The sequence below is a fragment of the Brevibacillus centrosporus genome, from assembly GCF_046622605.1.
Classification (GTDB): domain Bacteria; phylum Bacillota; class Bacilli; order Brevibacillales; family Brevibacillaceae; genus Brevibacillus; species Brevibacillus centrosporus.
In genome coordinates this window covers 577,501-600,929 of record NZ_CP176856.1, presented here as the reverse complement: position 1 = coordinate 600,929, position 23,429 = coordinate 577,501, and the positions used below count along the sequence as shown (strand labels likewise).

At 51.2% G+C, this 23,429-nt stretch carries 16 protein-coding genes, 15 tRNA genes, 1 rRNA gene and 2 riboswitches (1 of these 34 running past the window's edge); all 32 genes read right to left on the bottom strand.

Annotated features, from left to right (window positions below):
- Window positions 1-91: 91 nt before the first annotated feature.
- The gene (locus tag ACLIN2_RS03250; RefSeq protein ID WP_400588066.1) at window positions 92-1,978 is read right to left on the bottom strand and encodes an FtsX-like permease family protein; all 1,887 of its coding nucleotides are present in this window, start codon (window positions 1,976-1,978) and stop codon (window positions 92-94) included.
- Window positions 1,953-2,723, bottom strand: a complete 771-nt coding sequence (locus ACLIN2_RS03245; RefSeq protein ID WP_411503204.1) for an ABC transporter ATP-binding protein — start codon at window positions 2,721-2,723, stop codon at window positions 1,953-1,955. Before ACLIN2_RS03245 ends, ACLIN2_RS03250 begins: the two co-directional genes overlap by 26 nt.
- A 67-nt stretch (window positions 2,724-2,790) precedes the next feature.
- A complete protein-coding gene (locus ACLIN2_RS03240) occupies window positions 2,791-3,807 on the bottom strand; it encodes a sensor histidine kinase (RefSeq protein WP_411503203.1) in 1,017 nt (338 codons plus the stop codon).
- Window positions 3,804-4,502 (bottom strand): response regulator transcription factor, encoded by a 699-nt coding sequence (locus ACLIN2_RS03235; protein ID WP_122926838.1) that lies wholly within the window; start codon window positions 4,500-4,502, stop codon window positions 3,804-3,806. The genes ACLIN2_RS03240 and ACLIN2_RS03235 overlap by 4 nt, the downstream gene beginning before the upstream one ends.
- A gap of 149 nt (window positions 4,503-4,651) precedes the next feature.
- Entirely contained in the window at window positions 4,652-5,167 is a 516-nt protein-coding gene (locus tag ACLIN2_RS03230) for an RNA polymerase sigma factor (protein ID WP_411503202.1), read from the bottom strand.
- 322 nt (window positions 5,168-5,489) lie between these two features.
- Window positions 5,490-6,785, bottom strand: a complete 1,296-nt coding sequence (purB, locus tag ACLIN2_RS03225; RefSeq protein ID WP_092267459.1) for an adenylosuccinate lyase — start codon at window positions 6,783-6,785, stop codon at window positions 5,490-5,492.
- Entirely contained in the window at window positions 6,782-7,945 is a 1,164-nt protein-coding gene (gene purK, locus ACLIN2_RS03220; protein WP_411503201.1) for a 5-(carboxyamino)imidazole ribonucleotide synthase, read from the bottom strand. Before purK ends, purB begins: the two co-directional genes overlap by 4 nt.
- Window positions 7,942-8,430, bottom strand: a complete 489-nt coding sequence (gene purE / locus ACLIN2_RS03215; RefSeq protein WP_411503200.1) for a 5-(carboxyamino)imidazole ribonucleotide mutase — start codon at window positions 8,428-8,430, stop codon at window positions 7,942-7,944. Before purE ends, purK begins: the two co-directional genes overlap by 4 nt.
- Before the next feature lie 176 nt (window positions 8,431-8,606).
- On the bottom strand, window positions 8,607-10,145 hold the full coding sequence (locus tag ACLIN2_RS03210) for a M1 family metallopeptidase (protein WP_411503199.1): 1,539 nt from the start codon (window positions 10,143-10,145) through the stop codon (window positions 8,607-8,609).
- A gap of 20 nt (window positions 10,146-10,165) precedes the next feature.
- The gene (locus tag ACLIN2_RS03205; protein ID WP_411503198.1) at window positions 10,166-11,695 is read right to left on the bottom strand and encodes a M1 family metallopeptidase; all 1,530 of its coding nucleotides are present in this window, start codon (window positions 11,693-11,695) and stop codon (window positions 10,166-10,168) included.
- A 47-nt stretch (window positions 11,696-11,742) separates the two neighbouring features.
- On the bottom strand, window positions 11,743-13,050 hold the full coding sequence (locus tag ACLIN2_RS03200) for a histidine--tRNA ligase (protein ID WP_400588060.1): 1,308 nt from the start codon (window positions 13,048-13,050) through the stop codon (window positions 11,743-11,745).
- A gap of 346 nt (window positions 13,051-13,396) precedes the next feature.
- Window positions 13,397-14,770, bottom strand: coding sequence for an NCS2 family permease (locus tag ACLIN2_RS03195; RefSeq protein WP_092267465.1), 1,374 nt, complete (start codon window positions 14,768-14,770; stop codon window positions 13,397-13,399).
- Between the two features lie 118 nt (window positions 14,771-14,888).
- A riboswitch (purine riboswitch) is annotated at window positions 14,889-14,990 on the bottom strand.
- A 134-nt stretch (window positions 14,991-15,124) separates the two neighbouring features.
- Window positions 15,125-16,663, bottom strand: a complete 1,539-nt coding sequence (guaA, locus tag ACLIN2_RS03190) for a glutamine-hydrolyzing GMP synthase (RefSeq protein WP_301172282.1) — start codon at window positions 16,661-16,663, stop codon at window positions 15,125-15,127.
- Window positions 16,664-16,875: 212 nt separating this feature from the next.
- Window positions 16,876-16,978, bottom strand: a riboswitch (purine riboswitch).
- Between the two features lie 20 nt (window positions 16,979-16,998).
- A complete protein-coding gene (locus ACLIN2_RS03185; RefSeq protein WP_411503197.1) occupies window positions 16,999-19,242 on the bottom strand; it encodes a DUF4129 domain-containing transglutaminase family protein in 2,244 nt (747 codons plus the stop codon).
- Window positions 19,239-20,450, bottom strand: a complete 1,212-nt coding sequence (locus ACLIN2_RS03180) for a DUF58 domain-containing protein (RefSeq protein ID WP_411503196.1) — start codon at window positions 20,448-20,450, stop codon at window positions 19,239-19,241. Before ACLIN2_RS03180 ends, ACLIN2_RS03185 begins: the two co-directional genes overlap by 4 nt.
- 14 nt (window positions 20,451-20,464) lie before the next feature.
- On the bottom strand, window positions 20,465-21,418 hold the full coding sequence (locus ACLIN2_RS03175) for an AAA family ATPase (protein ID WP_092267469.1): 954 nt from the start codon (window positions 21,416-21,418) through the stop codon (window positions 20,465-20,467).
- 222 nt (window positions 21,419-21,640) lie between these two features.
- Window positions 21,641-21,717: transfer RNA gene (locus tag ACLIN2_RS03170), tRNA-Arg, on the bottom strand.
- A 3-nt stretch (window positions 21,718-21,720) separates the two neighbouring features.
- Window positions 21,721-21,796, bottom strand: a tRNA-Gly gene (locus tag ACLIN2_RS03165).
- Between the two features lie 51 nt (window positions 21,797-21,847).
- Window positions 21,848-21,929: transfer RNA gene (locus ACLIN2_RS03160), tRNA-Leu, on the bottom strand.
- A 71-nt stretch (window positions 21,930-22,000) separates the two neighbouring features.
- A tRNA-Lys gene (locus ACLIN2_RS03155) sits at window positions 22,001-22,076 on the bottom strand.
- 6 nt (window positions 22,077-22,082) lie between these two features.
- Window positions 22,083-22,157 (bottom strand) — tRNA-Gln (locus tag ACLIN2_RS03150).
- Window positions 22,158-22,164: 7 nt separating this feature from the next.
- Window positions 22,165-22,240 (bottom strand) — tRNA-Thr (locus tag ACLIN2_RS03145).
- An 18-nt stretch (window positions 22,241-22,258) separates the two neighbouring features.
- Window positions 22,259-22,334 (bottom strand) — tRNA-Phe (locus ACLIN2_RS03140).
- Between the two features lie 36 nt (window positions 22,335-22,370).
- Window positions 22,371-22,447: transfer RNA gene (locus ACLIN2_RS03135), tRNA-Asp, on the bottom strand.
- A 5-nt stretch (window positions 22,448-22,452) separates the two neighbouring features.
- Window positions 22,453-22,529, bottom strand: a tRNA-Met gene (locus ACLIN2_RS03130).
- A gap of 30 nt (window positions 22,530-22,559) precedes the next feature.
- Window positions 22,560-22,635 (bottom strand) — tRNA-Val (locus tag ACLIN2_RS03125).
- A gap of 4 nt (window positions 22,636-22,639) precedes the next feature.
- Window positions 22,640-22,716, bottom strand: a tRNA-Glu gene (locus ACLIN2_RS03120).
- A 17-nt stretch (window positions 22,717-22,733) separates the two neighbouring features.
- Window positions 22,734-22,818 (bottom strand) — tRNA-Leu (locus ACLIN2_RS03115).
- Window positions 22,819-22,827: 9 nt separating this feature from the next.
- Window positions 22,828-22,904, bottom strand: a tRNA-Met gene (locus tag ACLIN2_RS03110).
- Between the two features lie 26 nt (window positions 22,905-22,930).
- A tRNA-Ser gene (locus ACLIN2_RS03105) sits at window positions 22,931-23,021 on the bottom strand.
- 7 nt (window positions 23,022-23,028) lie between these two features.
- A tRNA-Asn gene (locus ACLIN2_RS03100) sits at window positions 23,029-23,104 on the bottom strand.
- 53 nt (window positions 23,105-23,157) lie between these two features.
- Window positions 23,158-23,429 (bottom strand): 23S ribosomal RNA (locus ACLIN2_RS03095); it runs 2,655 nt beyond the window's last position.

The window sequence follows — 23,429 nt, the reverse complement described above, 5'->3', positions numbered from 1 at the left end:
TCCTACTCCTTATTCTATGTATGTTTTCCTTCTCCCATGAGAAGACCTCGTCAGTCGGACTTGTGGATCCACTTACGAGGTCTTCTTTTTCTTATTGAGATACAGATCGCTTGAGGTGGAACAAATACCGGTTGCGAATGATCCAGAAGTAAATCGCCTGGACAATCACGAAGCTGAGCAGCACGATTGCCGTCGGCTTGAAAACGGAAGCGATGAGCATGAGCTTCAGCAGGCTTTGCAAGGAAACGAAAGCAACTATGCTATGAATGATTGCTACCACGATCGGAACGAAGAACAGCAGTGCGATCTGCGTCGTCACCACTCGGGACAGCTCTCGATCCGAAAGTCCGATTTTCGATATGGCTCCGTACTGCCGTTTGTCATTTTCCAAATCGGTGTACAGCCGGAAGTACAAAAAGCTGGCGGCCGCCACGAAAAACAGAACTCCTACGAACAGCCCGATAAAGAGTAGCGTATTCGCCATTTGCTTCATGGAGTGGTAGACAGGGGCACGGGCGCTAAAATAGTAGTGCTCGCCGTAATGCTCGATCTTCTCCTGCAGGCTCAAGCTGATTTCCTGCGTATCCTTCCATTTTGGTACCACATATCCGTACCGCACCTCTTCATTCAGACCCTTCAGCTGGTCGTAGACGCGATCCGGAATGACAGCCAAACGTTCGAAATCCAGTCCACTTAGCAGCGGGTTGATTTTCGTATCCGTTTTTACCGCCAGCTCGTTTGACCCGACGGTAAGCATCTTGCTATCCACGGAGTCTCCAAACCAGCGAACGACCAGGAACGCCTCGTTGTCCCCGAGCTTCAGCTCCCGCGAATTCGCGGCCAAGGCAAATTGGTTGTAGTCCGTCAGCTTGACCACACCGACAGTCTCATCGTTAACCTTTTGCGGCAAAAGACGCATCGTCGCTTGATGCTTTTCAAAGGAAAAACCGTTTTGGAGCAGGCTGTTTTCAATCAGCGCGAGATGCTTTTGCTCCTCCAGATTCCCTTTATTGGTTTGATATTCAAAGGCAAACGGATTCGTTTTCACGACGGTTTCCTGGATCGAGCCAGCCAGAGCGGCCAGCGTCCCAATGGCACAAAAGGCGATCGTGGATACGATGCAGACGAGGAAAAACATGCGCGCGTTATCCTTCATCCGATTATCCAAATCAGAGAACGTAATCAGATTGGTTCGTTTCCAGTAAATCGAGCGCCTTTTTTTCAAAAAACCGATGAAAAAGACACTGAGCTGTGTAAAGAGCAGGTACGTGCCTGCGATCGTCAAAGCCGTTACGGGCAAAAGCAGGACCACGACAGAGATGCCATCGGCAGTCAGCGCCAGGACATAGGCGATTCCCAACAATCCCGCCGCTAAAAAAGAGAGAACCACCGATGCTTTCGTCTCCCTCTTTGGACGTTGACTGCCCTGGAGCAGATCCAGCAGGCTTTTGCTCCTGAGCAGCAATACCGTAAAGATCGAAATCGCAGCGAACAAAATGAGAAACGCCACGAACGTCAAGCCAATCGCTTTCCAGGGAAAGTAAAACTCCAGTGCCTGCACATCCAGCAAAAAGCCGGCAAATTGAAAGAACAGCTTAACTAAAACCAGCCCCAGCACGATCCCGCAAAGAATGGAAACGCCCCCGATCAGCATCGTTTCCAAAAAAATCAGCAGGTTGCGCTGCTTTGCCGTCATTCCATGCATGAACAGGATACCGAATTCCTTTTCCCGTTTCTTCAAGAAAGCACCGACGCAATAGAAAAGAAAGAAAAAAGCAAAGAGAAAAATGATATACTCCGCGACGATCATGCCTGTCGCGACAGATCCATGAATCTCTTCATCATCGATGCCCGGATGGAAAATGAACATGGCATAAACGAAAAAAATCATGACAGAAAAGACGCTGCTCAAAAAGAAAGCCGCATACGTTCGCTTGTTTCGCAGGACGTTGTTACACGCGAACTGTCGAAAGGTCATAGTTGTTCCCTCCCAAAAAAGACAGCGCATCAATGATCTTTTGGAAGAACACCTGGCGACTTTCCCCCCGGTACATTTCGTTGTGCAGCTGACCATCCTTGATAAAAATGACGCGATGGCAGTAGCTCGCAGCCAAAGCATCATGCGTGACCATCATCATCGTCGTATTTTCCGATTTATTGATAGATTCGAGCGTCTCCATCACAGTACGGGACGACTTCGAATCCAGATTTCCCGTCGGTTCATCCGCAAGCAGGAGGGACGGCGTATGAATAATGGCACGGGCAATCGCCGTACGCTGCCTTTGGCCACCCGAAACCTCAAAGGTGCGCTTGTCCAAAATCTCCTGAATGCCCAGCTTCGTCGCGATCGTCTGCAGCCGCTCCTCCATGACGGAGACGCTCTCTCCCTCCAAAGTCAGGGGCAGCACAATATTTTCTCCAATCGTCAGCGTATCCAGCAGATTAAAATCTTGAAAAACAAAGCCCAGCTCTCTGCGTCGAAACAGGGCCAGCCTATCCTTTTTCAACAAATGCGGGTTGGTCCCTTTCAGCAGGACGGCCCCGGATGTAGGGGTATCGATGGTCGCAATCATGTTCAACAAGGTGGTTTTCCCACTACCTGAAGGACCCATAATCCCGACGAATTCCCCTTCTCGAATCGTTAAATCTATATCCGTCAACGCGCGGTAAGTTACCTTGCCTCCGTAGATTTTGCTCAGACTATTCACCTGCAACATGTCCATCGGTCTTACCCCTTTCTCGCACTTCATACCCCACTATACGAAAAGCGCGCAACCTACCGCCATCGAATTAACTTTCAGCTTTCTTACGATCTTGTAAGGTTGGAAGAACCCCCGACATAATCAGCCGTACCGTCGTTCCGTTCCCTACCTCGGATTCCAGCTCTACCCCGTGATGCAGCCGCCCGCAAATTTCTTTTACCAGATACAGCCCCATGCCCGTAGATTCCGGGTATTTGCGGCCATTTTCTCCTGTAAAATAAGGCTGAAACACGCGGCGAATGTCCTCCGGAGGAATCCCGATCCCATAATCCTGTACCTCCAACGCGACACTCGGTCCCAGCTCGTAAGCGCGGATGGACACCTTGCTGCTCTTTCCTGCCGAATAGCGCACAGCATTGGTCAACAGCTGATTGAGCACAAAGGAGAGCCACTTCTCATCCGATTCCACACGCCACGTCTCGTCGATCTTTACCTCCGGGTAGACCTGATTGCGGATGAAGAGCCGCTTGTTTTCCGCGAGAACGTTCTGGACCAGCCTGCGAAGAGTTACCTGTTCTACCAGGAAATCCTGCTCGAACCGATCCAGCCGGGCAATATACAGTACCGTTTCCAGCCCGCGCTTGATCCGATCCACCTCTTCCCGGACGCTTTCCGCCGTCGGATCATCCTCGTTTTGCAGGAGCAGATGAATGACCGAGATCGGCGTTTTCATCTGGTGCACCCACTGCTGGATAAAAGTCGTATAGTCTCGCTGCTTGTTTTCATAGGCATGCAGTTGTTCCTTGTACAGCCGATAATGCTCCAGAAATGTCTCGTCCATCGCCCGGCACAATGCCGCATTGCCGTGTGTCTGTGTCAGCTCCTCGAGCGATTGTACCGGGCTGCTCAAACGCTGGTAGATAGCCCGATGCGTCAAATAGCGCACGACTAGAAAAGCCCCTGCGAAAAAGACCGACAGGAACATGGCGTAGATCATTAAGGATTGGTTCCAGTATCCGTCCAACGTAAAGATCAGCAGCAGCAAGATGAGCTGGACGAGGAAAAATACCGCAAAAGCCCATTGATCCCGGAGGAACAGCTTCATTGCCCATCCTCCCAGACTGCCCTCAGACGGTATCCCGAGCCCCGTACCGTTTCCACTGCTCCTTCGAGCCCCATGTCCTTGAGCTTTCCGCGCACCCGCGTAATGTAGACGTTCAACGTATTTTCATCTACAAACTGCTCATCCCAGAGCTTCTCCAGCAGACGCTCCCTACTGACGACACGCGGGTATTGATTCATCAGCGCCTCCAGCAGCAAGGCTTCCTTTTTGCTCAGCTCTACCTTGGTATCGTGTATGGACAGCTCCATCCGTTCCAAAAACAGCTTGAGCCCTGCCACCTCTACCGTCCGCTCTCCCTCCTGAGGGGCGTACAGACCGTAGGCGCGTCTCAGCTGGCTGCGAATCTTTGCCATGACCACATCGTAGTCAAACGGCTTTGTGATGTAATCATCGGCCCCGTTTTCCAATGCCATCACCTGATCCATTTTGCTATCCCGCGCAGAGATGAACAGGATCGGGCAGTTCGATTCCTGGCGCATTTGGCGGCACCAGTAGAACCCGTCGAATTTGGGTAGATTGACATCCAGCAGGACCAAGTCTGGCCGAACCTCTGCAAATACGTCCATGACCCGGTCAAAGTGTTCGACATTCACTGTATGATATCCGTATTTTTCCAACTGACTCTGCAGTAATTGATTGATTTTAGGATCGTCCTCTACGATCATAATGGTCGACATCGCTATGTACCCCTCTCTTTCCTAAGTCTCCATCATTCCATCCTCTACTATACCTTAGGAAAACTAGGCTTGTCGCCAAGTCCCACAGCAAAAATCCAAACTTTTCCTTTTTCTCTCCAAAAGAAAAGAGGATGGACCAAATGTCCACCCTACGCTTGCGCCTTCATCATTTGTTGAAGCTTCTTGATCCCGCGGAAGTGCAAGATTTTGACCGATGCCTCGGTTTTCCCGAGGATTTCCGCGATCTCGTTCATTCTTAGATCAGCCAGGTAACGCAGCTGAATCACATTGCGCTGATCGACCGTCAGCGTATGTACCTTTTGCCACAGTACATCGGTGGATTCCTGTGTAAGGAGGCATTCCTCCGGCAGCTCATCCGTAGCTTTGAGCGAGGAAAAAGTATCCTGATCGACCGGGCACTCCCGCTTTTTGCGCATGTAATCAATCAAGGCGTTGTGCGCGATGCGGAAAATCCACGCGCCAAATGGATGGCGTCCATCGTATTGCTCCAGCTTGGAATATACTTTGATAAACACTGTCGTGGTCAGGTCCTCAACATCCCAAACATTTTTTACACGATAGCGGAAATAGCGATGTATTTTGGCGGAGTATTCTTCGTAAATTTGCTGATGATTCATTTTTGGATAAATCAGTGCGGTATTCATTATCGATCTCCCATTTCATGATCCGTATGAGTTGATTTCATTGTATCGGGGATCTGATGTGGGAACTATCGAGTTAACTTTCAGGAACCTTACACTTTTGTAAGTTTTTCATGCTGTTGGCGTAATCCATCCCCACTGCCCCTATGTCGGACAACCTTACTATAGCAATCCGCTGTGGCAGAAGCGCGTAAAGAATGTGGAAAGGTGTGGGAAAAGGGCATCTCTTTTTTAGCGTTTTGGACACATGACCGCCATCCTGACATGGAAAAGCCGCCAGGAGGCTTCCTGACGGCTCAATGCTAGAACATGTATAGGTTTTTTCTTACGCCAGCCCAAGACGTTGGAAAATGGTATCCACATGCTTGAGGTGATAGCGGTAGTCGAAGCACGCATCCAGCTCTTCTTTGGTCAGCGTAGCGCTGATCGTAGGGTCTTCCTCCACGATGGCACGGAAGGAACGCTGCTCTTCCCACGCTTGCATCGCGCGCGGCTGTACAGTGTCGTAAGCTTGCTCGCGGCTCATGCCTTTTTCGATCAGGCTGAGCATGACATGCTGTGAGTAGATCAGACCAAAGGTACGGTCCATGTTGCGCTTCATGTTTTCCGGGAAAACAGTCAGGTTTTTCACGATGTTGCTGAAACGGCGCAGCATGTAGTTCAGCGCTTGTGTCGCGTCCGGCAGAATGATGCGCTCTGCGGAGGAGTGGGAGATATCGCGCTCATGCCACAGAGAAACGTTTTCGTACGATGTCAGCATATAGCCACGAATGACGCGCGCCATACCGGTGATGTTTTCGCTGCCGATCGGGTTGCGTTTGTGCGGCATCGCCGAAGAGCCTTTTTGTCCTTTGGCAAACGCCTCTTCTACTTCACGCATTTCGCTCTTTTGCAGGCCGCGGATTTCTGTTGCGAATTTCTCCAAAGAGGTAGCGATCAGAGCCAGTGTCGCCATGTACTCGGCATGACGGTCACGCTGCAGCGTTTGGGTAGAGATCGGAGCAGCAGACAGGCCCAGCTTTTCGCACACGTAGGCTTCCACGAACGGGTCGATGTTCGCATACGTACCTACTGCACCAGAAATTTTGCCGTACGCCACTTCTTTTTTCGCTGCGCGGAAACGGGCGAGGTTGCGCTTCATCTCTTCGTGCCACAGGGCCAGCTTCAGACCAAAAGTTGTTGGCTCCGCATGTACCCCATGCGTGCGGCCCATGCAGACCGTATCCTTGTGCTCGCGAGCTTTCTCAGCCAGAACCGCGATGAAGTCCTCGATGTCTTTTTCCAAAATTTCGTTGGCTTGACGCAGCAAATAGGAGAGGGCTGTATCGACTACGTCTGTAGAAGTCAGACCGTAGTGCACCCACTTTTTCTCTTCGCCCAATGTTTCCGATACCGCGCGGGTAAAGGCCACTACGTCATGGCGCGTTTCTTCCTCGATTTCATAAATGCGCTTGATGTCAAAGCTGGCTTTGTCCCACAGCTTGTTTACATCTTCCTCAGGGATGACACCCAGCTTGGACCATGCCTCGCACGCGAGGATTTCCACTTCCAGCCACGCTTGAAATTTGTTTTGCTCTGTCCAGATGGCGCGCATCTCTGGGCGGGAATAACGTTCGATCATGATTGTACCTCCGCATTTTTCGTCCATATTTGCAGCTGCTCGATTGTAGCGAGCGCTTCTTCCACTGTTGGGGCGAGAACATTGATATGTCCCATTTTCCTCTTCACTTTGCTCTCCGCCTTCCCGTACAAATGCAGCTTCGCAGAGCTAGGCAGTCGATCGATTCCATCTAAGACCGGCTGCAGATGCTCTCCCAAAATATTAACCATCACGACCGGCGAGAGCAACTCTGTAGATCCCAAAGGCAGGTTGCATACCGCCCGAACGTGCTGCTCGAACTGCGAGGTGACGCAGGCATCCATCGTGTAATGTCCCGAATTGTGAGGGCGTGGAGCCAGCTCGTTCACGTACAGCTCCCCATCCGCCGTCAAGAACATTTCTACTGCGATCAGGCCGATTACATCCAGCTTTTCGACGATGGTCCGCGCTATAGCTTCTGCCCGTACCTTTACGTCTTCACTTACACGTGCAGGCACAATGCTCAGGTGCAAAATGTTGTCCTGATGAACGTTTTCTGCTGTTGGAAATACGGCCAGCTCCCCAGATGGGTTACGCGCGGCGATAACGGAAAGCTCCAGCTGAAAGGGAACAAATTGCTCCACGATCAGCTCTGTACCTGCCTTTGCCAGCGTTTCATACGCTTCCGCAAGCTCCGACTCACTTTTAATGACCCATTGTCCTTTTCCATCGTAGCCGCCAGTTGCTGTTTTCATGACCGCAGGCAGGCCCAGCTCACGTACCGCCTTTTGCAAATCCTCCAGACTTGCTACGACATGGAAAGGTGCGACTGGTATTCCGATTTCACGGATTGCCGTTTTTTCGCGAATCCGGTTTTGTGTAACGCGCAGCAACCGACTTCCCTGCGGCACGTACGCTTGGCTTTCCAATACTTCTGCCACCTGGGCATCTACATTTTCAAATTCATACGAGATGACATCACTCACGGACGCCAGCTGCATGGCTGCTTCTACATCATCATAGTTGGCGACGATTTGTCGATCCGCCGTCTGTCCACATGGAGCATCCTCGGTTGGATCCATCGTAACAAAGCGATAGCCCATAGCTCGTCCAGCGAGAGCGATCATTCGTCCCAGCTGTCCTCCGCCTAGAATGCCGATCGTAGAACCTGGCTTGATCTGCTTATTGGTTGCGTTTGTCATTCCAGCTCACTAGCCTCCAGCACTTTATTCCGAGTCGCATCCCGTCTAGCGACGAAGCGCTCTTGAATTTCCTGATATTTGATTCCCAGAATCTGCGCTGCCAAAAGTCCGGCGTTGATCGCTCCTGCCTTGCCGATCGCAACCGTAGCCACAGGCACTCCGCCCGGCATCTGAACGATGGATAAGAGAGAGTCCAGTCCATTGAGGTTCGAGGACTTCACAGGCACCCCAATCACGGGCAGCTCTGTTTTGGCCGCCACCATTCCTGGCAGATGAGCGGCTCCTCCCGCTCCTGCGATGATAACTTCCAGACCGCGTTCCTTGGCGCTCTGCGCATACTCAAACATCAAGTCAGGCGTCCGGTGCGCGGACACCACCTTCTTTTCATATGGTACTTGCAGCTCGTCCAAAATCGCGCATGCTTCCTTCATCGTTTCCCAATCAGACGTGCTGCCCATTATGACACCTGCTAACGGTTTGGCCATGGCACCCTTCGCCCCCTATGTCAGTATCATCAATAGAAAACCCAACCGACTAACGGCATGCAAGGCCGTACTCATCGCCTGGGCTATTCGAACTCGTTTCAACTTCCTCAGTGTAGCAGGGAGAAGTTTTGCCTGTCAACCTTGTATCCGAACGTTTCGAAAAGAGATTAATGGCATTATTCGTGTTTACCTTTATTCACCCATGCTTCTGCCGCCTCTTTTTGCTCTAGCCTGAGTTTCAGCCAAAAATCGACGAAGGGAGTAGCGTCTGCACCTGCCTCCGCCGACAACCGCTCCATCAATTCCTGCCCTTTTGCCTGTCCGTACTGATTCTCCAGGACGTATTGTCGCAGCAGTTCATGCAGACGATCCTCCCCCCAACCTTCCCGCAGGGCCCACCACATCGCCGCTCCTCTTCCGTAGACAAGCTCTGTATAGCTTTTCCATGTCGGGAACTGCTCTACCGACTGCCAGACACGCAGACCTTTTGCAGCGTATGTCTCGGCTGTCTTTGACTGCGCGAGCCGCAGTTGGATGTAGCCTCGCGCACGAGCAGGGTCGACACTTTGCAGATAAGCCATGGTCGCATAGTCCGTCAAGCTTTCATCCACCCATGCCTCGCGTACTTCATCGTTTCCAACCAGACCGTAGAACCATTGATGGGCGGTTTCGTGGGCGACGATCGCATCTGCCACCTGATCCGTTCTGCTGAAGTACTCATCTTGGATAAAGACGATGCTCGGGTACTCCATTCCCCCGAAAAATCCCCCTGTTTTGACCACATCGTATTCCTGATACGGATACCTGCCAAACTGGTTTCCGTAATACGCCAGTGACTGCATGGCAACCTGATGCAAATGACTGGCCACCTGCGGGTCGTCCCCCTCCTGCGACCAAGTCCGCACGACGACATCCCCGACTTTTCCCGACTCCTGGCGATACGAATCGTCCAAGATTACCAAAGCAAAATCACGAACATTCCACGCATCCAATTCATAAATTGATTGACGCTGGGGACGAGTCTGCGTTACGACTGCGACACTCTCAATCCCGCTAGAAGCAAGCTGATAGCCTTCCTCTATTTGTACGCGCAAATGGTAATTGGCCATCTCGCTGAAAAAAGGATCGCCGATCGAGGCATACGGATCTAGCCTCCAGCCGTCTGCACCCTTCATCGCGAGTATCGGCAGCCAGTTTCCTAGCCACATAGCATGGTCGTTGTAGGAGAGTCTTCCGTTATTAAAAGGAACCTGAAGGGCAAAATTCATTTCGACTTCTGTTTGCTCCGCAGATGACTTCCCCAATAAAGGCACGGCAAGCAGCGTATCCATGCTCCCTTGCAGCTTGTAGGGGACACTCGCACCATCGACGCGTACCTCCGAGATTTGGATACTCCCCGGCTCTCTTTGCTTTCCGAGGATCTGCTCCCAATTCTCCCCACCCAAATCGGCCCTCTCCTGGAAGACGTTCGGGTAGAGATGGAAGTAAGCCTTGTCATCCTGAGGAGAAAAACGCACAGCCAATGTTCCCGTGACGGTGTGGGCCTTCATATCGACCCGCACATCCGCACGATACGAGGCAGCGGCAGGGACTTGTTGTGGCAGCCATGTTTGAACCTCATCTACTCCAGCTCGTATTGTCCACGGCTGCGTCCATAAAATACTGATCAACGCGACTCCAATCATCAGGCTGCCGATCCACCTATTTCGCCGCATGGCGCTCCCCTGCCTTCAGGTTACTTCTCTGCCTTTTCCTTCTCCATAGGATGCCCATGATTCTTTTGATTTTGCCGCAATTTTTCCAGCCAAATGGCCGCTTCTCCCTGCTTGCTCATGTCGAGGTTGATCCAGTAGCTGAGAAAAGCGCCCGCATCTTCTCCTGCGGCTTCAGAGAGAGTCGCTTTCCAGGATGCCGCATTTGCAATACCAAAGCGGTTCGTGCTCACATAGCGACGGAGCACTTCATGGAGCCGTTCTTCCCCCCATGCTTCTCGCAGCATCCACAGCATGGAAGACGTTCGCGAGTATACAAGATCGCTATAGCTTTCATTGTCAGGAAACGCGTGGAGGGTCTGTCCAGGTCGCAAATGCTCCTGAACGTAATACGGGGTGATCGTTCCCTGTTTGAGACGACGAAGGACACGGTCTGCCCCCACCTTCGGGTATTTTGCCGCTAGAAAGGCGAGCGTCGCGTATTCCGCAAAGCCTTCGTCCAGCCAAGCCTCGTCGACCTGATTGTTGCCGATTAGCGAATAGAACCACTGGTGTGCCGTCTCGTGAACGACGGTGACAAAGGCATTGTCTCCATTGGGCAAGAAATGGCGACCATCCAAAAACACGATGGACGGATATTCCATCCCATTAATGCTTCCCCCGACACGGACGACATCGTACTCGGTATAGGGATAGGTTTCAAACTGGCTATTAAAATATTGCAGCGCCTCGACCGCCGCCGTATGATTGCGTGACGCTTGCTCCTCGGAATCACCGTTTCGATACCAGGTTCGTACTTCTGTATTTCCGACCTTTGTTTCTTTGAAATGATACGTAGAATCCATGATGACGAGTGCAAAATCCCGGACGTTGATGGCATCCAGCTGAAATTCTCTTTGACCTGGCGTCGAGTGATCCACGATAGCAGCTTGATCTGTTGCTGTGCTCGCCAACTGATAGCCATCCGGTAAAGTCACATTGACCTGGTAGTCGGCGTTTTCACTGAAAAAAGGGTCTCCGATTGGCTCATAAGGATCGAGATGCCATCCCCGCTGGTCCTTGACTGCAAGAATCGGCAGCCAGTTCCCCAACCAAATGGCATGCTCGTCGTAGGACATCCTGCCCTCGTTCTGGGGGAGCGTCATAGTAAAGTCCATGCTTAGGACGATCGGGCGGGACTGCTCTTCGCTCAGCGGCACTTCGATGACATTGCCTGTCCGCTTGACTGCGACGGACTTCCCTTGCACGAGGATTCTATTCTCATCATACGTTCCTAGTTCCACTTCTTTGCCTAAAAGTTCGTCCCAGAGCTCACCTTTATGCTCTTTTGTAAAAGCCAGCGGATAGACATGCACATAAGCGTGCGAGGCATCCTTTGGCCAAAACTGGATCTCTACGCTTCCTTCGACCTGCTTCTTCTTCGGATCGATGTGCACATCCGCTTTGTAGAGTGTTTGCTCTGGCCTTGGTCCTTCTTTTTCATTCGCGACTGCGGGGAAAGAAAGCGACAGCGACAATACGGTACTTACCAGCACGATAAGCCATTTTCTCAAACAAACTCCCCCTTTTCTCCTATCGTACCGGAGCTGGAAAAAAAACACTACAGATTCGTGATCGCATCCGCAATTTGCTGCTCCAGCAACGCCAGAGGCACCGTCTTCTCATCCCCTTTTCTCATGTCACGCAGCACGACCGCCCCCTTTTCCACTTCATTCTCCCCATAGATCAGCACGAGAGGGATCTGCTCCTTGTTTGCGTAATCAAGCGCCTTTTTCAGCTTGCGGCCAGACAGCTCCAGCTCTGTCTTGATTCCGGCCAAGCGAAGTCGATTGGCCAGCCCTAAACTGAGCGCCTCTGTTCCCATGGGTACGACTAAAATATCAGCAGTGCGCTCGTTAATTTCCATTGGCTTTAGCGTCAATGCGGTCAGAATCACATCCTGGCCAAACGAAATCCCGACTGCCGGATACTCGCGTCCATCGCCCAGAAACTGTCCGATGATCCGATCGTAGCGCCCTCCACTGCCAATGCTTGAGGTAATGCTTTGATCCTGCAAAAAAATCTCGTAAACCGTCCCTGTATAGATGCCGAGCCCCCGAGCGAGAAACGGTTGAAAGCGCACCTCTCCTGTTACATGTGAGCCTTGCAGATACGAAAAGAGCTGTTTGAGCTCTTGAACCCCCTCCTGCACCAATTCCGAGGAAAATCGCTCCTCCAATCGAGCCAAAGTCGCTTCTCCTTCCTGCAAAAACCCGCCGACCGCCTCGATTAACGCGTCCTCTACCCCACGCTCCCGCAAATCCTCCAGCACGCCCTTTATCCCGATCTTCTCCAGCTTGTCGAGTGATAGCATCACATCTCCTGCCCGATCCTCAGGAACCCCCAACTCCTGCAAAATCCCTGACAGCAGCTTGCGATTATTGACCTCGATGTAGACGTCCAGATCCAGGCGCTCAAAAGCGGCAAACGCCATGCTAATCAGCTCAGCTTCTGCCAGCATCGACGAAGATCCGACGATATCCACGTCACACTGGACGAATTCGCGGAACCGTCCTGGTTTTACCGGCCCGTCCCGGAATACCTTGCCGATCTCATAACGCTTGAAAGGCAGCCGCATTTCCGGGTTCATCCCGACCACCTTTGCCAGCGGAACTGTCAGATCGTAGCGCAGCGCTAGCTCCCGCTCTCCTTGGTCACTCAACTGATAGACTTCCTTTAGGATCTCTGCACCTCCTCCGTACTTGGAGGCAAGCAGCTCGTAGCTCGACAGCATAGGGGTTTCCAAGGGCTTGCACCCGTAAGCTTCAAACACTTCCTCAAGCGTTCTGCGTATCCGATTGCGCAGCATTTGCTCCTGTGGCATGAAATCTTTCGTACCTTTGACGTTTTTCAAGAGACTGTTTTCCATTGTGTAACACCCCTTCTTCGTTTTTGTTTGCTGACGAATACAAAAAAGCCATGCAAGGCTGCAATGCCCGCATGGCTTTCCTTCACCACCGCAGGCACAAAGCACAAGAAGCGCTTGCACCTGCGGAAAAATTCCCGAAGATACAAACGCTCTAGCCGTGGTGATGCTGTTGAAGGAATGCGTATAGACTGGTCATTTGGACCATCCTCCAAAAAAGATTTTTCCTATCATACCCCAGAAAGCTGTACAAATGCAAGACAGGAAGTGCCCTGTGCTGCTGTGGCGCAAAAAAACGGCCTCCCCCCAAAAAGGAAGGAAGCCGTTTGCTTCGTTTAACTCGTGAATCCTATTCGCGGAGCCAGATGAAATAAGCCAGGAAGACGAAGAACAGCACGTACATAGCCGGATGTACTTCGCGCGCTTTCCCTTTCAGCACTTTGACGATTGGATACACGATAAAGCCGGCAGCCAAACCAGTCGCGATACTGTAAGTGAGTGGCATCAGGATGATTGTCAGGAACGCTGGGAAAGCCTCATCCATCTCACCCCAAGCGATTTGCGTGATGTGAGATGCCATCAGTACCCCAACCAAAATCAGCGCAGGAGCCGTAACTGCCGGTGTGACGATCGCCAGAAGCGGCGAGAAGAACAGGGCCAAAATGAACATCAAGCCTGTAACCAGCGCAGTGAAACCAGAACGTCCGCCTGCCGCTACCCCTGCTGTCGATTCTACATATGCAGTCGTCGTAGAGGTACCGAGGATCGCCCCAGCCATACCTGCAATCGCATCAGACGAGAACGCGCTGCCCGAGCGTGGAAGCTTGCCATCTTTCAGCAGACCTGCTTGGCTGGCTACACCCAGCAAGGTTCCTGTCGCATCGAAGAAGTCTACGAACAGGAAGGTCAGTACGACAATCAGCATTTTCACACTGAACAAAGAAGAGAAATCACCGAGATATTGGAACGCTGCACCAAAGGTAGGTGCCAGGCTTGGTGGAGCAGAAACCACTTTGTCAGGCAGGCTCACCAGACCGAAAATCATACCTACAACAGCCGTTACAACCATACCGATAAAGATCGCCGCATTTACTTTGCGAGCCATCAGAACAACGGTAACGAGAAGACCGAATACAGCGAGCAGTGCATTTTTCGCAGCCAGAATTTGCTCCGGCTTCATACCTTCATGGAAAAAAGTAAAGTGCCCCAGGGATACAAACGTTGCATCATTTGCTACCACGATACCGGCATTTTTGAAACCGATAAAAGCAATAAACAAACCAATCCCTGCAGATACTGCATATTTTAAACCCTTTGGAATCGCATTGATGATTGCTTCACGCACACCTGTCAGAGACAGAATGAGGAAGATCGTACACGAGAGGAAAACCCCCGCCAGTGCTTGTTGCCAAGGAATTTGCATAGTCAACACAACAGTATAGGTGAAGAATGCATTCAATCCCATACCCGGTGCCTGCCCGATTGGCAAGCGACCGATGAAGGCCATCAGCAAAGTCCCGAGAGCTGCTGCCAAAGCCGTTGCCGTAAATACAGCTCCGAACTCCGGATAGTTCGCTTTCAGATCGGCTGGAAGATCAGCACCGCTGAGCATGAACGGATTTACTGCCAGAATGTACGCCATTGCCAAAAACGTGGTGATACCCGCGATAGTCTCGCGACGGTAGTTGGTGCCTAGTTTGTCGAACTCAAAATACTTGCGCACCGATTGTTCCCCCCAAATTGTCGTTGTGGCAATAAAAAAGGCCGTAGCGCATTTCTACGCCTGGCCATTGCAACAAAACATTCCGGGAACAATTTCGATAATAATAACAATTAACGCTTCCCGTTGACATTTTGTTCGTAGCCAGGTCATTTATGGCGACCTCGTAGAAACTCTTGAGCCATATTCTCAAGAATATACGAACCTTCTTATATTACCTGTTCACATTGAGAAGTGTATCAGGTGACATAAGGAATGTCAACGAAAAAGACGAACATTAATTTTTTACCACAGTCAAACATCCGGAATTTAGCGATTTGTTGAATTTGCTTATTCAATTTTCGTCTTTTTTACTACCTATTCCCACTCAATCGTTGCAGGTGGCTTGGACGTAACATCATAGACGATACGGTTTACGTTGTCGACTTCGTTTACGATACGCGTCGAGATTTTCTCGAGTACATCCCAAGGAATGCGTGCCCAGTCAGCAGTCATTCCGTCAATCGACGTTACGGCGCGAATCCCAACCGTGTAGGAATAGGTACGAACGTCTCCCATAACCCCTACAGTCGTCATGTTCGGCAGAGCCGTGAAGTATTGCCAAATTTCCCGATCGAGACCCGCTTTGGCGATTTCTTCACGAAGAATAGCATCTGATTCACGAACAATCTTCAGTTTTTCTTCGGTTACTTCACCCAAAACGCGAATTCCCAAACCAGGACCTGGGAATGGTTGGCGCCATACGATTTCATCTGGCAGTCCCAGTTCGGTACCCAGCTTGCGTACTTCGTCTTTAAACAGAGCTTTCAGCGGCTCAATCAGCTGGAACTTCATATCCTCAGGCAAACCGCCTACATTGTGGTGCGATTTGATGGTTTGTGCGGTTGCTGTTCCGCTTTCCACGATGTCTGTATACAGTGTGCCCTGTGCCAGGAAGTCCATGTCAGTCAGCTTGCTTGCTTCTTCATCAAATACATAGATGAATTCATTACCGATGATCTTGCGCTTTTGCTCAGGATCGGAAACGCCTTTGAGTTTGCCTAAGAAACGCTCGCGTGCGTCGATCTTGATCACTTTCATGTGGAATTGGTTGCCGAACGTCTCCATGACGCTCTCTGCTTCTCCTTGGCGCAAAAGGCCATGATCCACGAACATGCAAGTCAGCTGATCGCCAATCGCTTTGTGAATCAGCGCTGCAACTACGGAGGAATCCACACCGCCGCTGAGTGCGCACAGCACTTGCTTGTTGCCCACTGTTTCACGGATGCGTACGATTTCATCCTCGATGAAGGTTGTCATGCTCCAATTCGCTTCACATCCGCAAATGTTGAACAGGAAGTTGGAGATGAACTCGGTGCCTTTTACCGTGTGGCGAACCTCTGGGTGGAACTGTACCCCGTACAGCTTGCGGTCAGGATTGCTGATCGCCGCTACTGGACAGCTGTCGCTCACTGCATCTACGCGGAAGCCTGTTGGCAGCTCTACCACTTTATCCGAGTGGCTCATCCAAACGATTTCGTTTGCATCCCATTTTTCGTACAGATTGTGTGCATCCTGCAGGCGCAATTCTGCTTTCCCGTACTCACGCTTGCCTGCGCGCTCTACTTTTCCTTCGAGCATGTGGCTCATCAGCTGCATGCCGTAGCAAATCCCCAAAACTGGCAAGCCCAGATCAAAAATAGCCGGGTCTACTTTCGGTGCCCCTTCTTCATATACGCTCGCAGGTCCACCAGAGAAAATAATCCCTTTTGGGTTCAGCTCTTTGATTTTTTCTACCGGCGTATTGTAAGGCAAAAGTTCGCTGTAAACGCCCAGATCGCGGACACGACGCGCGATCAACTGGTTGTACTGGCCTCCGAAATCAAGTACGACGACCATTTCCAATGACTTGTCCATCTTATCCCCCTTCTCCTGTCTTCCACAGGACTCACAAAGCACCGTTGCCTGAAGCAACCCGGTGACTTGCTCGTTTCATAAAGTTCCGCTTCTCTCGGATGAGTCGCACGCAATTGTCGCATATTTGCAAAAAAACCGGGACTGTTACCTCCGATTGTTGATACGGAGGCAGCGTCCCAGCTTGTGTACACATGTGCGGTTGCATGTACAAAAATCCGAAGTGCTCTCCTCGTAGTCGCCCAATTTACGGTTGAGCGGTAGAAACTTTCAGGCCCTATTCCTGATCATTATACGAGACTCATTGATCGTCATTCTAGCAGATGACACGGCTTTGTTCAAGGCTTCAGTTGACGGATCAATCGTTCGATCAATTGCTCCGCTGTTGACCGTGCTTTTTGCTCCATTTCTTTGTAGCCGTAAATCATGCGCTCATACAGCTCTGTCAGATAGCGCAGATCCTGTCTCTTGTCACCCGGTATGGTAATCCTGCCTACGTATTCACGCAAGGTCTCACCTTCCTGGCGACGCGTGTAGACGTTCTCCATAATGCGCATCATCAGGTTGAAGCGCACGTTATACTGGGTGGTTCTCTCGTTTTTCATTTGCCTGCGCAGCCACCAGACGTTCAGATCCTGCCTGCGTTTCCATGTCATGTATGCGGCGACACCAAGCAAGACGATGATTCCTGCATTTACCTGCCAAGGAATCGAGAAGCCTCCACTTGCGCTCGTGTCTCCTTCTTCCAATTCATCCAGGCGCCCGTCTCCCCGATCTGGGGTTGGTGTATTGCTCAAATCAGGCAGAGGAACTGGCAATTGCGGTTGAGATGTCACCAAATCATACTTGAACCGCACGGGAGACATAAACGTGCTGGTCGCTTCAAAGGGAACCCATCCGTGATGGGGGAAATACACCTCTACCCACGAGTGAGCATCCTTGTTCCGCACTTCCATCAGTCGATTTCCTTGATCATCTGTCCCGACTTGTTCCCCGGGCGCGAAGCCTTTTACCCATCTTGTCGGAATGTCGATCGATCGGAGCATGACGGCCATCGCGGTGGAAAAATGGTCACAGTAACCACGGTAGCTATCAAACAGGAAGTGGTCTACAAAATCCTGACCTTCTTTCGGGACAGGAACATCCTTCGTTTCATACTTATATTTACCACTCGAGCGCAAGTAATTCTCGATTGCTCTCACTTTTTCATAAGGAGTTTTCGCGTCTTTGGTGATTGTTAGGGCCAGCTCCTTGACCCGATCTGGTACGGTTGCGGGCAGCTGCAGATAGCGGTCCGTGATTTCCTTTGGATACGCGGTTCCAGCTTCCGTCACGGCTTTCTCGCTCACGATCGGCAATTCCGACTCTACCTGATACTGGTTCAGCTTCAACAGCAAGGTATTGGGACCTGTCTGCGGCTGATTACCCGTATTGTCCGTATGGTTCGTCTGCAGCAGCTTGATCTTGCCTGCACGTACCTCGAGCTGCTGGTTCATTTTATCGTAGACGACCGTTGCATTCGGTGGACGATAGTTACTCACCTTGGTCAACTGCCCAGGATAGAACACGGTGGCAAACTGCTGTGGACCTCTAAAGTCCAGCGTTGCTTTTACCTTTTTCGTTTCAAAGCCTGTAAACAGCGAATCTTTCCATTCATATTCGTCCGGATCCAAAATGGAATCGTATTCGCGGATCCCCTTTTCCCAGCCAGCTCCCGTGTAGAGATCCTTGGCATCTCCACGCCAGTAGCTCTCTTCCGGAGTCGTACCGATGAAGACGAGCGTGTCATCCTGTAAAAACGGACCCCCGAGTCGTTCGTCGTTGTTGTCATAGCCTACCTTCTTCATGGCTCCGACAGCGCTCCCCTGATCCTTTCCATTAAAATAGGAGAACGGATCCGGCCAGCTTGCATCCAGCTTCGGAGCGGTATAAGCAACCCCTACGCTTACTCCAATAATCAATATCGGGGCAATCAAAGAACGCATCATGATCCAGCTTCGATTCCCGGAGATCGTCGCGTGCCTGGTCATCGTCGTCAAGTGACTGACGGCAAGCAACAAAAAGCCATAAATCAGTGTCCGAATGATCCCTCCGTCGCCTTCGTACGGCAAAAAGGTATCGAGAACAGCCAAGTACAGTTCCGTCAATACGACAAACCACAATCCCTGACGCTGCTCGAGAACCAGATAGGTAATCATCGATAGCAGGATCATGAGGAGTAGATCAAACAAGGCGTTTCGAGATACCGGCGACATCGATGCCCAATCTTGATGTACAGCGAGGGGGATGTCCCGTAATATTTGTCCTGCCAGATCCTTTATCCACTCCATCGCAAACAGCGGAGTATCGTATAAGGTGTAATGCAAGAGCAGCAGCATCCAGACCAGCTTGACAGGCAAAGTCAGCCATCGATAAGGAACCAGTGCGTCAATCACCACTACGCCTGCTGCAATGACGAGAAAGGGCCAGAGATAACCGGTATCGGTCAACTGCTGCAGAGGCAATAGCCACTCCCTCAACATCAGGAACAGTAGAATTGCCGAGACCCATTCCAACAGATTCGATCGTTTCCATATGCTCATCCGACTACGCCCCCCATCCGTTTCCACTCGGTTTCCCCGATGTGAATGGAAGTACAAGACACCTTGTTAGCCGACAGCAGCTGCAGTGCCCGTTTCTGCTCGGGCGAAGGTGCAGTATCCGCGTGAACCAGGAACAGCTGAATGCGTCTGCCTTTTTGGGATAAGGCAATCAAACGTTTCATTAACTCTTTCTCCACATTCGGAGTCACCAGAATCAAAGTCACGCCAGGGGGTTGCTCCAACGCTTCCCTTCCGACGATTCTTGAAAAGGAATCGCTCCCCTGCGGCATTACACGGGCCAACTGATCAAACACATGGAGAAAGTGCGCATGCGATAAAGCTGGTGCAATAGACATCCGCTCAGACTGCTTGTAGACCAGCCCGTAATGGTACTGATTGCGGTTGGCATAGGCGATCAGACTCGCTGTCAGCTTCACCGCCGTTTCAAATAAAGCATCTGGCTGCTTCTGATAGCTTGCCTTTTCGACATCCAGGAAAAACACAGCCTGGTTCATCGCCTGGTGTTCAAACTCTTTCGTTTTTAAACCAGTCCCTCTTGCAGAGGCCCTCCAGTGAATCTGGCTGAGACGATCCCCACGATGGTAGTCCCTCACACCACGAACAGCAGCCACATCATCTGATCGACGATGAGACACATGCACATTTCCACTGAAGCTGCCGTCTCCCATTGCCCAATGCTCCACGTTCTGATAGGTGGGATAGACGAGAAACTCATGCGAGAGCGGGAAAACCTTGCGACGTTCGATAAAACCGAAGAAATCCCCGCCGCTCACAACACAATCTCCCAAACGGTAGTATCCACGCGGCAAATTCGGAATGACGTAACGAAACTCGACTTCCCGTTTGAACCAAGGAAACACGAGCTGTCGATGCGGCTCATACACGCCTGCCAATCGATCGGGCAACGGTTCCAGTACCATGTTCCATCCCAGTGGAAACCAAAAGCGCCGACGCAAGCGGATCGTGACAATCACATCGTCGCCATCCTGTAGGCGATTGCGGTCGATTTCGCGGACGACATCCAACGAAGTGAACAGTAGAAAGTACGTGAACAATTCATATACAAAAACGACCAGGCTGCTGTAAAACAAGAACCAACTAGCAAACCCGCCCTGAAATTTAGCAAATACATACGTGAGCAAGACCAGTCCGATTACTTTGACTTTGCCCCATCTCTGTTGTCTCATTCGCCGTCACCGCCTCAGCTGACCGGTACGCGGGTTTCAGACAGGATTACCGTCAGCACCCGATCTACGGTCGCTCCTTCCAAACGCGCTTCCGGCTTCACAATCATCCGGTGAGCAAAAACAACAGGAACCAGCTCTTTCACATCATCGGGAATGACATACTCCCGGCCGCGGACGAAAGCAAGCGCCTGCGAAGCCCGGAAGAGCGCCAATGCCCCGCGTGGACTAACCCCCAGATAAATATGGTGATGATCGCGTGTCCGATGGCATAGACGGACCATGTACTCTTTGATCCCTTCTGATACTTTGACCGCAGACACCTGCTGCTGAAGCTGACGCAATTCCTCGACGTCCAATACAGAGTCCAGCTGATCCAGCGGGTTCTCTTCAGAAAAACGGCCCAGCATGCGCATCTCTTCCTCTACGCTAGGGTATCCCAAGCGCAATTGCATCAGAAAACGGTCCAGCTGCGCCTCAGGCAGTGGAAACGTTCCTTCGTATTCCAACGGGTTTTGAGTTGCCATGACGAAAAATGGATCTTCCAAACGATACGTGAAACCATCTACGGTTACCGAACGCTCTTCCATCGCCTCCAAAAGCGATGACTGCGTTTTTGGAGAGGTACGGTTAATCTCATCCGCCAAGACGACATTCGCAAACAGCGGCCCTTGACGGAACTCAAATTCGAGGCTCTTCTGATTAAAAATTGCAACACCTGTTACGTCTGTTGGCAGCAGGTCTGGTGTAAACTGAATTCGTTTAAAGGCTCCGCCAATCGATTTGGCCAATGCACGTACAAGCATGGTTTTCCCCACACCAGGCACATCCTCCAAGAGTACGTGTCCATTCGCCAAAACGGCAGACACCATCAGTTCGATCACAGAACGCTTTCCAATCAAAACCTTTTGTATATTATCAATTAACTTCGTTACAGCAGGATGCGTATTTTCCAATTTGATTGGGTTCATGTTGATACAACTCCTGTTTCATTAGATTCTTCAGTCAGGTTTGTAACAGCCACTCCTACGCGGTTTATCCCCATTATCACACATAAGAGCATCCTAATCCTAAAGTAATGGATGCGTTTGGGAGATACAAGGAAAAAATACTTAAAATTTGTAAAATAGCTAGCAAATGATACAAAAAAGAGTAGGAGGTTTTCCTACTCTTCGATTTCATATGAAAGAAAGTGGCGTGCCCTGAGAGATTCGAACTCCCGACCTTTTGATTCGTAGTCAAACGCTCTATCCAGCTGAGCTAAGGGCACATATGGAGCGGACGAAGGGTCTCGAACCCTCGACCTTCGCCTTGGCAAGGCGACGCTCTACCAATTGAGCTACGTCCGCATCGTAATTAGGAAAGGTTTGCTCTGGCTACAAAGCCTTTCAATTCAAGTATGGTGCGGGTGAAGGGACTTGAACCCCCACGGTTGCCCGCCAGAACCTAAATCTGGTGCGTCTGCCATTCCGCCACACCCGCATGGTACATAAAACAGAAAAGGCATCGATATGGCTATCGTGCTGCTAACCGTTTATGTTGTAAGTAAAAACTGGTGAGCCATGAAGGACTCGAACCTTCGACCCTCTGATTAAAAGTCAGATGCTCTACCAACTGAGCTAATGGCTCGCAAAATGGCTGGGGTACTAGGATTTGAACCTAGGAATGACGGAGTCAAAGTCCGTTGCCTTACCGCTTGGCTATACCCCAACGATAGTGGTGCCGGCAATAGGACTTGAACCCACAACCCCCTGATTACAAGTCAGGTGCTCTACCAATTGAGCTATACCGGCACGTTTTGAAAGTGTAAATGGTGGCTCGGGACGGAATCGAACCGCCGACACGAGGATTTTCAGTCCTCTGCTCTACCGACTGAGCTACCGAGCCTTACATTTTTTCAATCGCCATCTCTTTAAAAGATAATGGCGGAGCTGACGGGACTCGAACCCGCGACCTCCGGTGTGACAGACCGGCGTGAACTCCAACTTCACCACAGCTCCATATTTGGTTGCGGGAGCAGGATTTGAACCTGCGACCTTCGGGTTATGAGCCCGACGAGCTACCGAGCTGCTCCATCCCGCGACAGGGACCTAATCGGTCAAGTAATGAAAATGGTGGAGGCTGACGGGATCGAACCGCCGACCCTCTGCTTGTAAGGCAGATGCTCTCCCAGCTGAGCTAAGCCTCCATTATGGTGACCCGTAGGGGATTCGAACCCCTGTATGACAGCGTGAAAGGCTGCTGTGTTAAACCGCTTCACCAACGGGCCAAGTCTGATAATACTTATGGTGCGGTCGGCGAGACTCGAACTCGCACGGGTCGCCCCGCCACCCCCTCAAGATGGTGTGTCTGCCAATTCCACCACGACCGCAACTCAGGATGGTAGCGGCGGAGGGAATCGAACCCCCGACCTTTCGGGTATGAACCGAACGCTCTAACCAGCTGAGCTACACCGCCAAATTGCTATGCTTTTAAAAATGATATGGCGGAGAGTGAGGGATTCGAACCCTCGCTACGCTTGCGCATACTAACGGTTTAGCAAACCGTCCCCTTCGGCCTCTTGGGTAACTCTCCGTATATATGGCTCCTCGGGACGGACTCGAACCGCCGACCGATCGGTTAACAGCCGATTGCTCTACCAACTGAGCTACCGAGGAACGTTTGAAGGATTCACACCTTCAAAACTGGATCTGCATGTTTGCTAAGATGTGTGGATAAGTCCTCGACCGATTAGTATTCGTCAGCTCCACGTGTTACCACGCTTCCACACCGAACCTATCAACCTCATCGTCTATGAGGGGTCTTACCAGCTTGCGCTGTGGGAAGTCTCATCTTGGAGGGGGCTTCACGCTTAGATGCTTTCAGCGCTTATCCCGTCCGCACATAGCTACCCAGCTGTGCCACTGGCGTGACAACTGGTGCACCAGCGGTGCGTCCATCCCGGTCCTCTCGTACTAAGGACAGCTCTCCTCAAACTTCCTA

Coding starts and splice junctions, on each gene's coding strand:
- ACLIN2_RS03250 (WP_400588066.1), bottom strand. CDS start 1,978: ATGACCTTTCGACAGTTCGCGTGTAACAACGTCCTGCGAAACAAGCGA.
- ACLIN2_RS03245 (WP_411503204.1), bottom strand. CDS start 2,723: ATGGACATGTTGCAGGTGAATAGTCTGAGCAAAATCTACGGAGGCAAG.
- ACLIN2_RS03240 (WP_411503203.1), bottom strand. CDS start 3,807: ATGAAGCTGTTCCTCCGGGATCAATGGGCTTTTGCGGTATTTTTCCTC.
- ACLIN2_RS03235 (WP_122926838.1), bottom strand. CDS start 4,502: ATGTCGACCATTATGATCGTAGAGGACGATCCTAAAATCAATCAATTA.
- ACLIN2_RS03230 (WP_411503202.1), bottom strand. CDS start 5,167: ATGAATACCGCACTGATTTATCCAAAAATGAATCATCAGCAAATTTAC.
- purB (WP_092267459.1), bottom strand. CDS start 6,785: ATGATCGAACGTTATTCCCGCCCAGAGATGCGCGCCATCTGGACAGAG.
- purK (WP_411503201.1), bottom strand. CDS start 7,945: ATGACAAACGCAACCAATAAGCAGATCAAGCCAGGTTCTACGATCGGC.
- purE (WP_411503200.1), bottom strand. CDS start 8,430: ATGGCCAAACCGTTAGCAGGTGTCATAATGGGCAGCACGTCTGATTGG.
- ACLIN2_RS03210 (WP_411503199.1), bottom strand. CDS start 10,145: ATGCGGCGAAATAGGTGGATCGGCAGCCTGATGATTGGAGTCGCGTTG.
- ACLIN2_RS03200 (WP_400588060.1), bottom strand. CDS start 13,050: ATGGAAAACAGTCTCTTGAAAAACGTCAAAGGTACGAAAGATTTCATG.
- guaA (WP_301172282.1), bottom strand. CDS start 16,663: ATGGACAAGTCATTGGAAATGGTCGTCGTACTTGATTTCGGAGGCCAG.
- ACLIN2_RS03185 (WP_411503197.1), bottom strand. CDS start 19,242: ATGAGCATATGGAAACGATCGAATCTGTTGGAATGGGTCTCGGCAATT.
- ACLIN2_RS03180 (WP_411503196.1), bottom strand. CDS start 20,450: ATGAGACAACAGAGATGGGGCAAAGTCAAAGTAATCGGACTGGTCTTG.
- ACLIN2_RS03175 (WP_092267469.1), bottom strand. CDS start 21,418: ATGAACCCAATCAAATTGGAAAATACGCATCCTGCTGTAACGAAGTTA.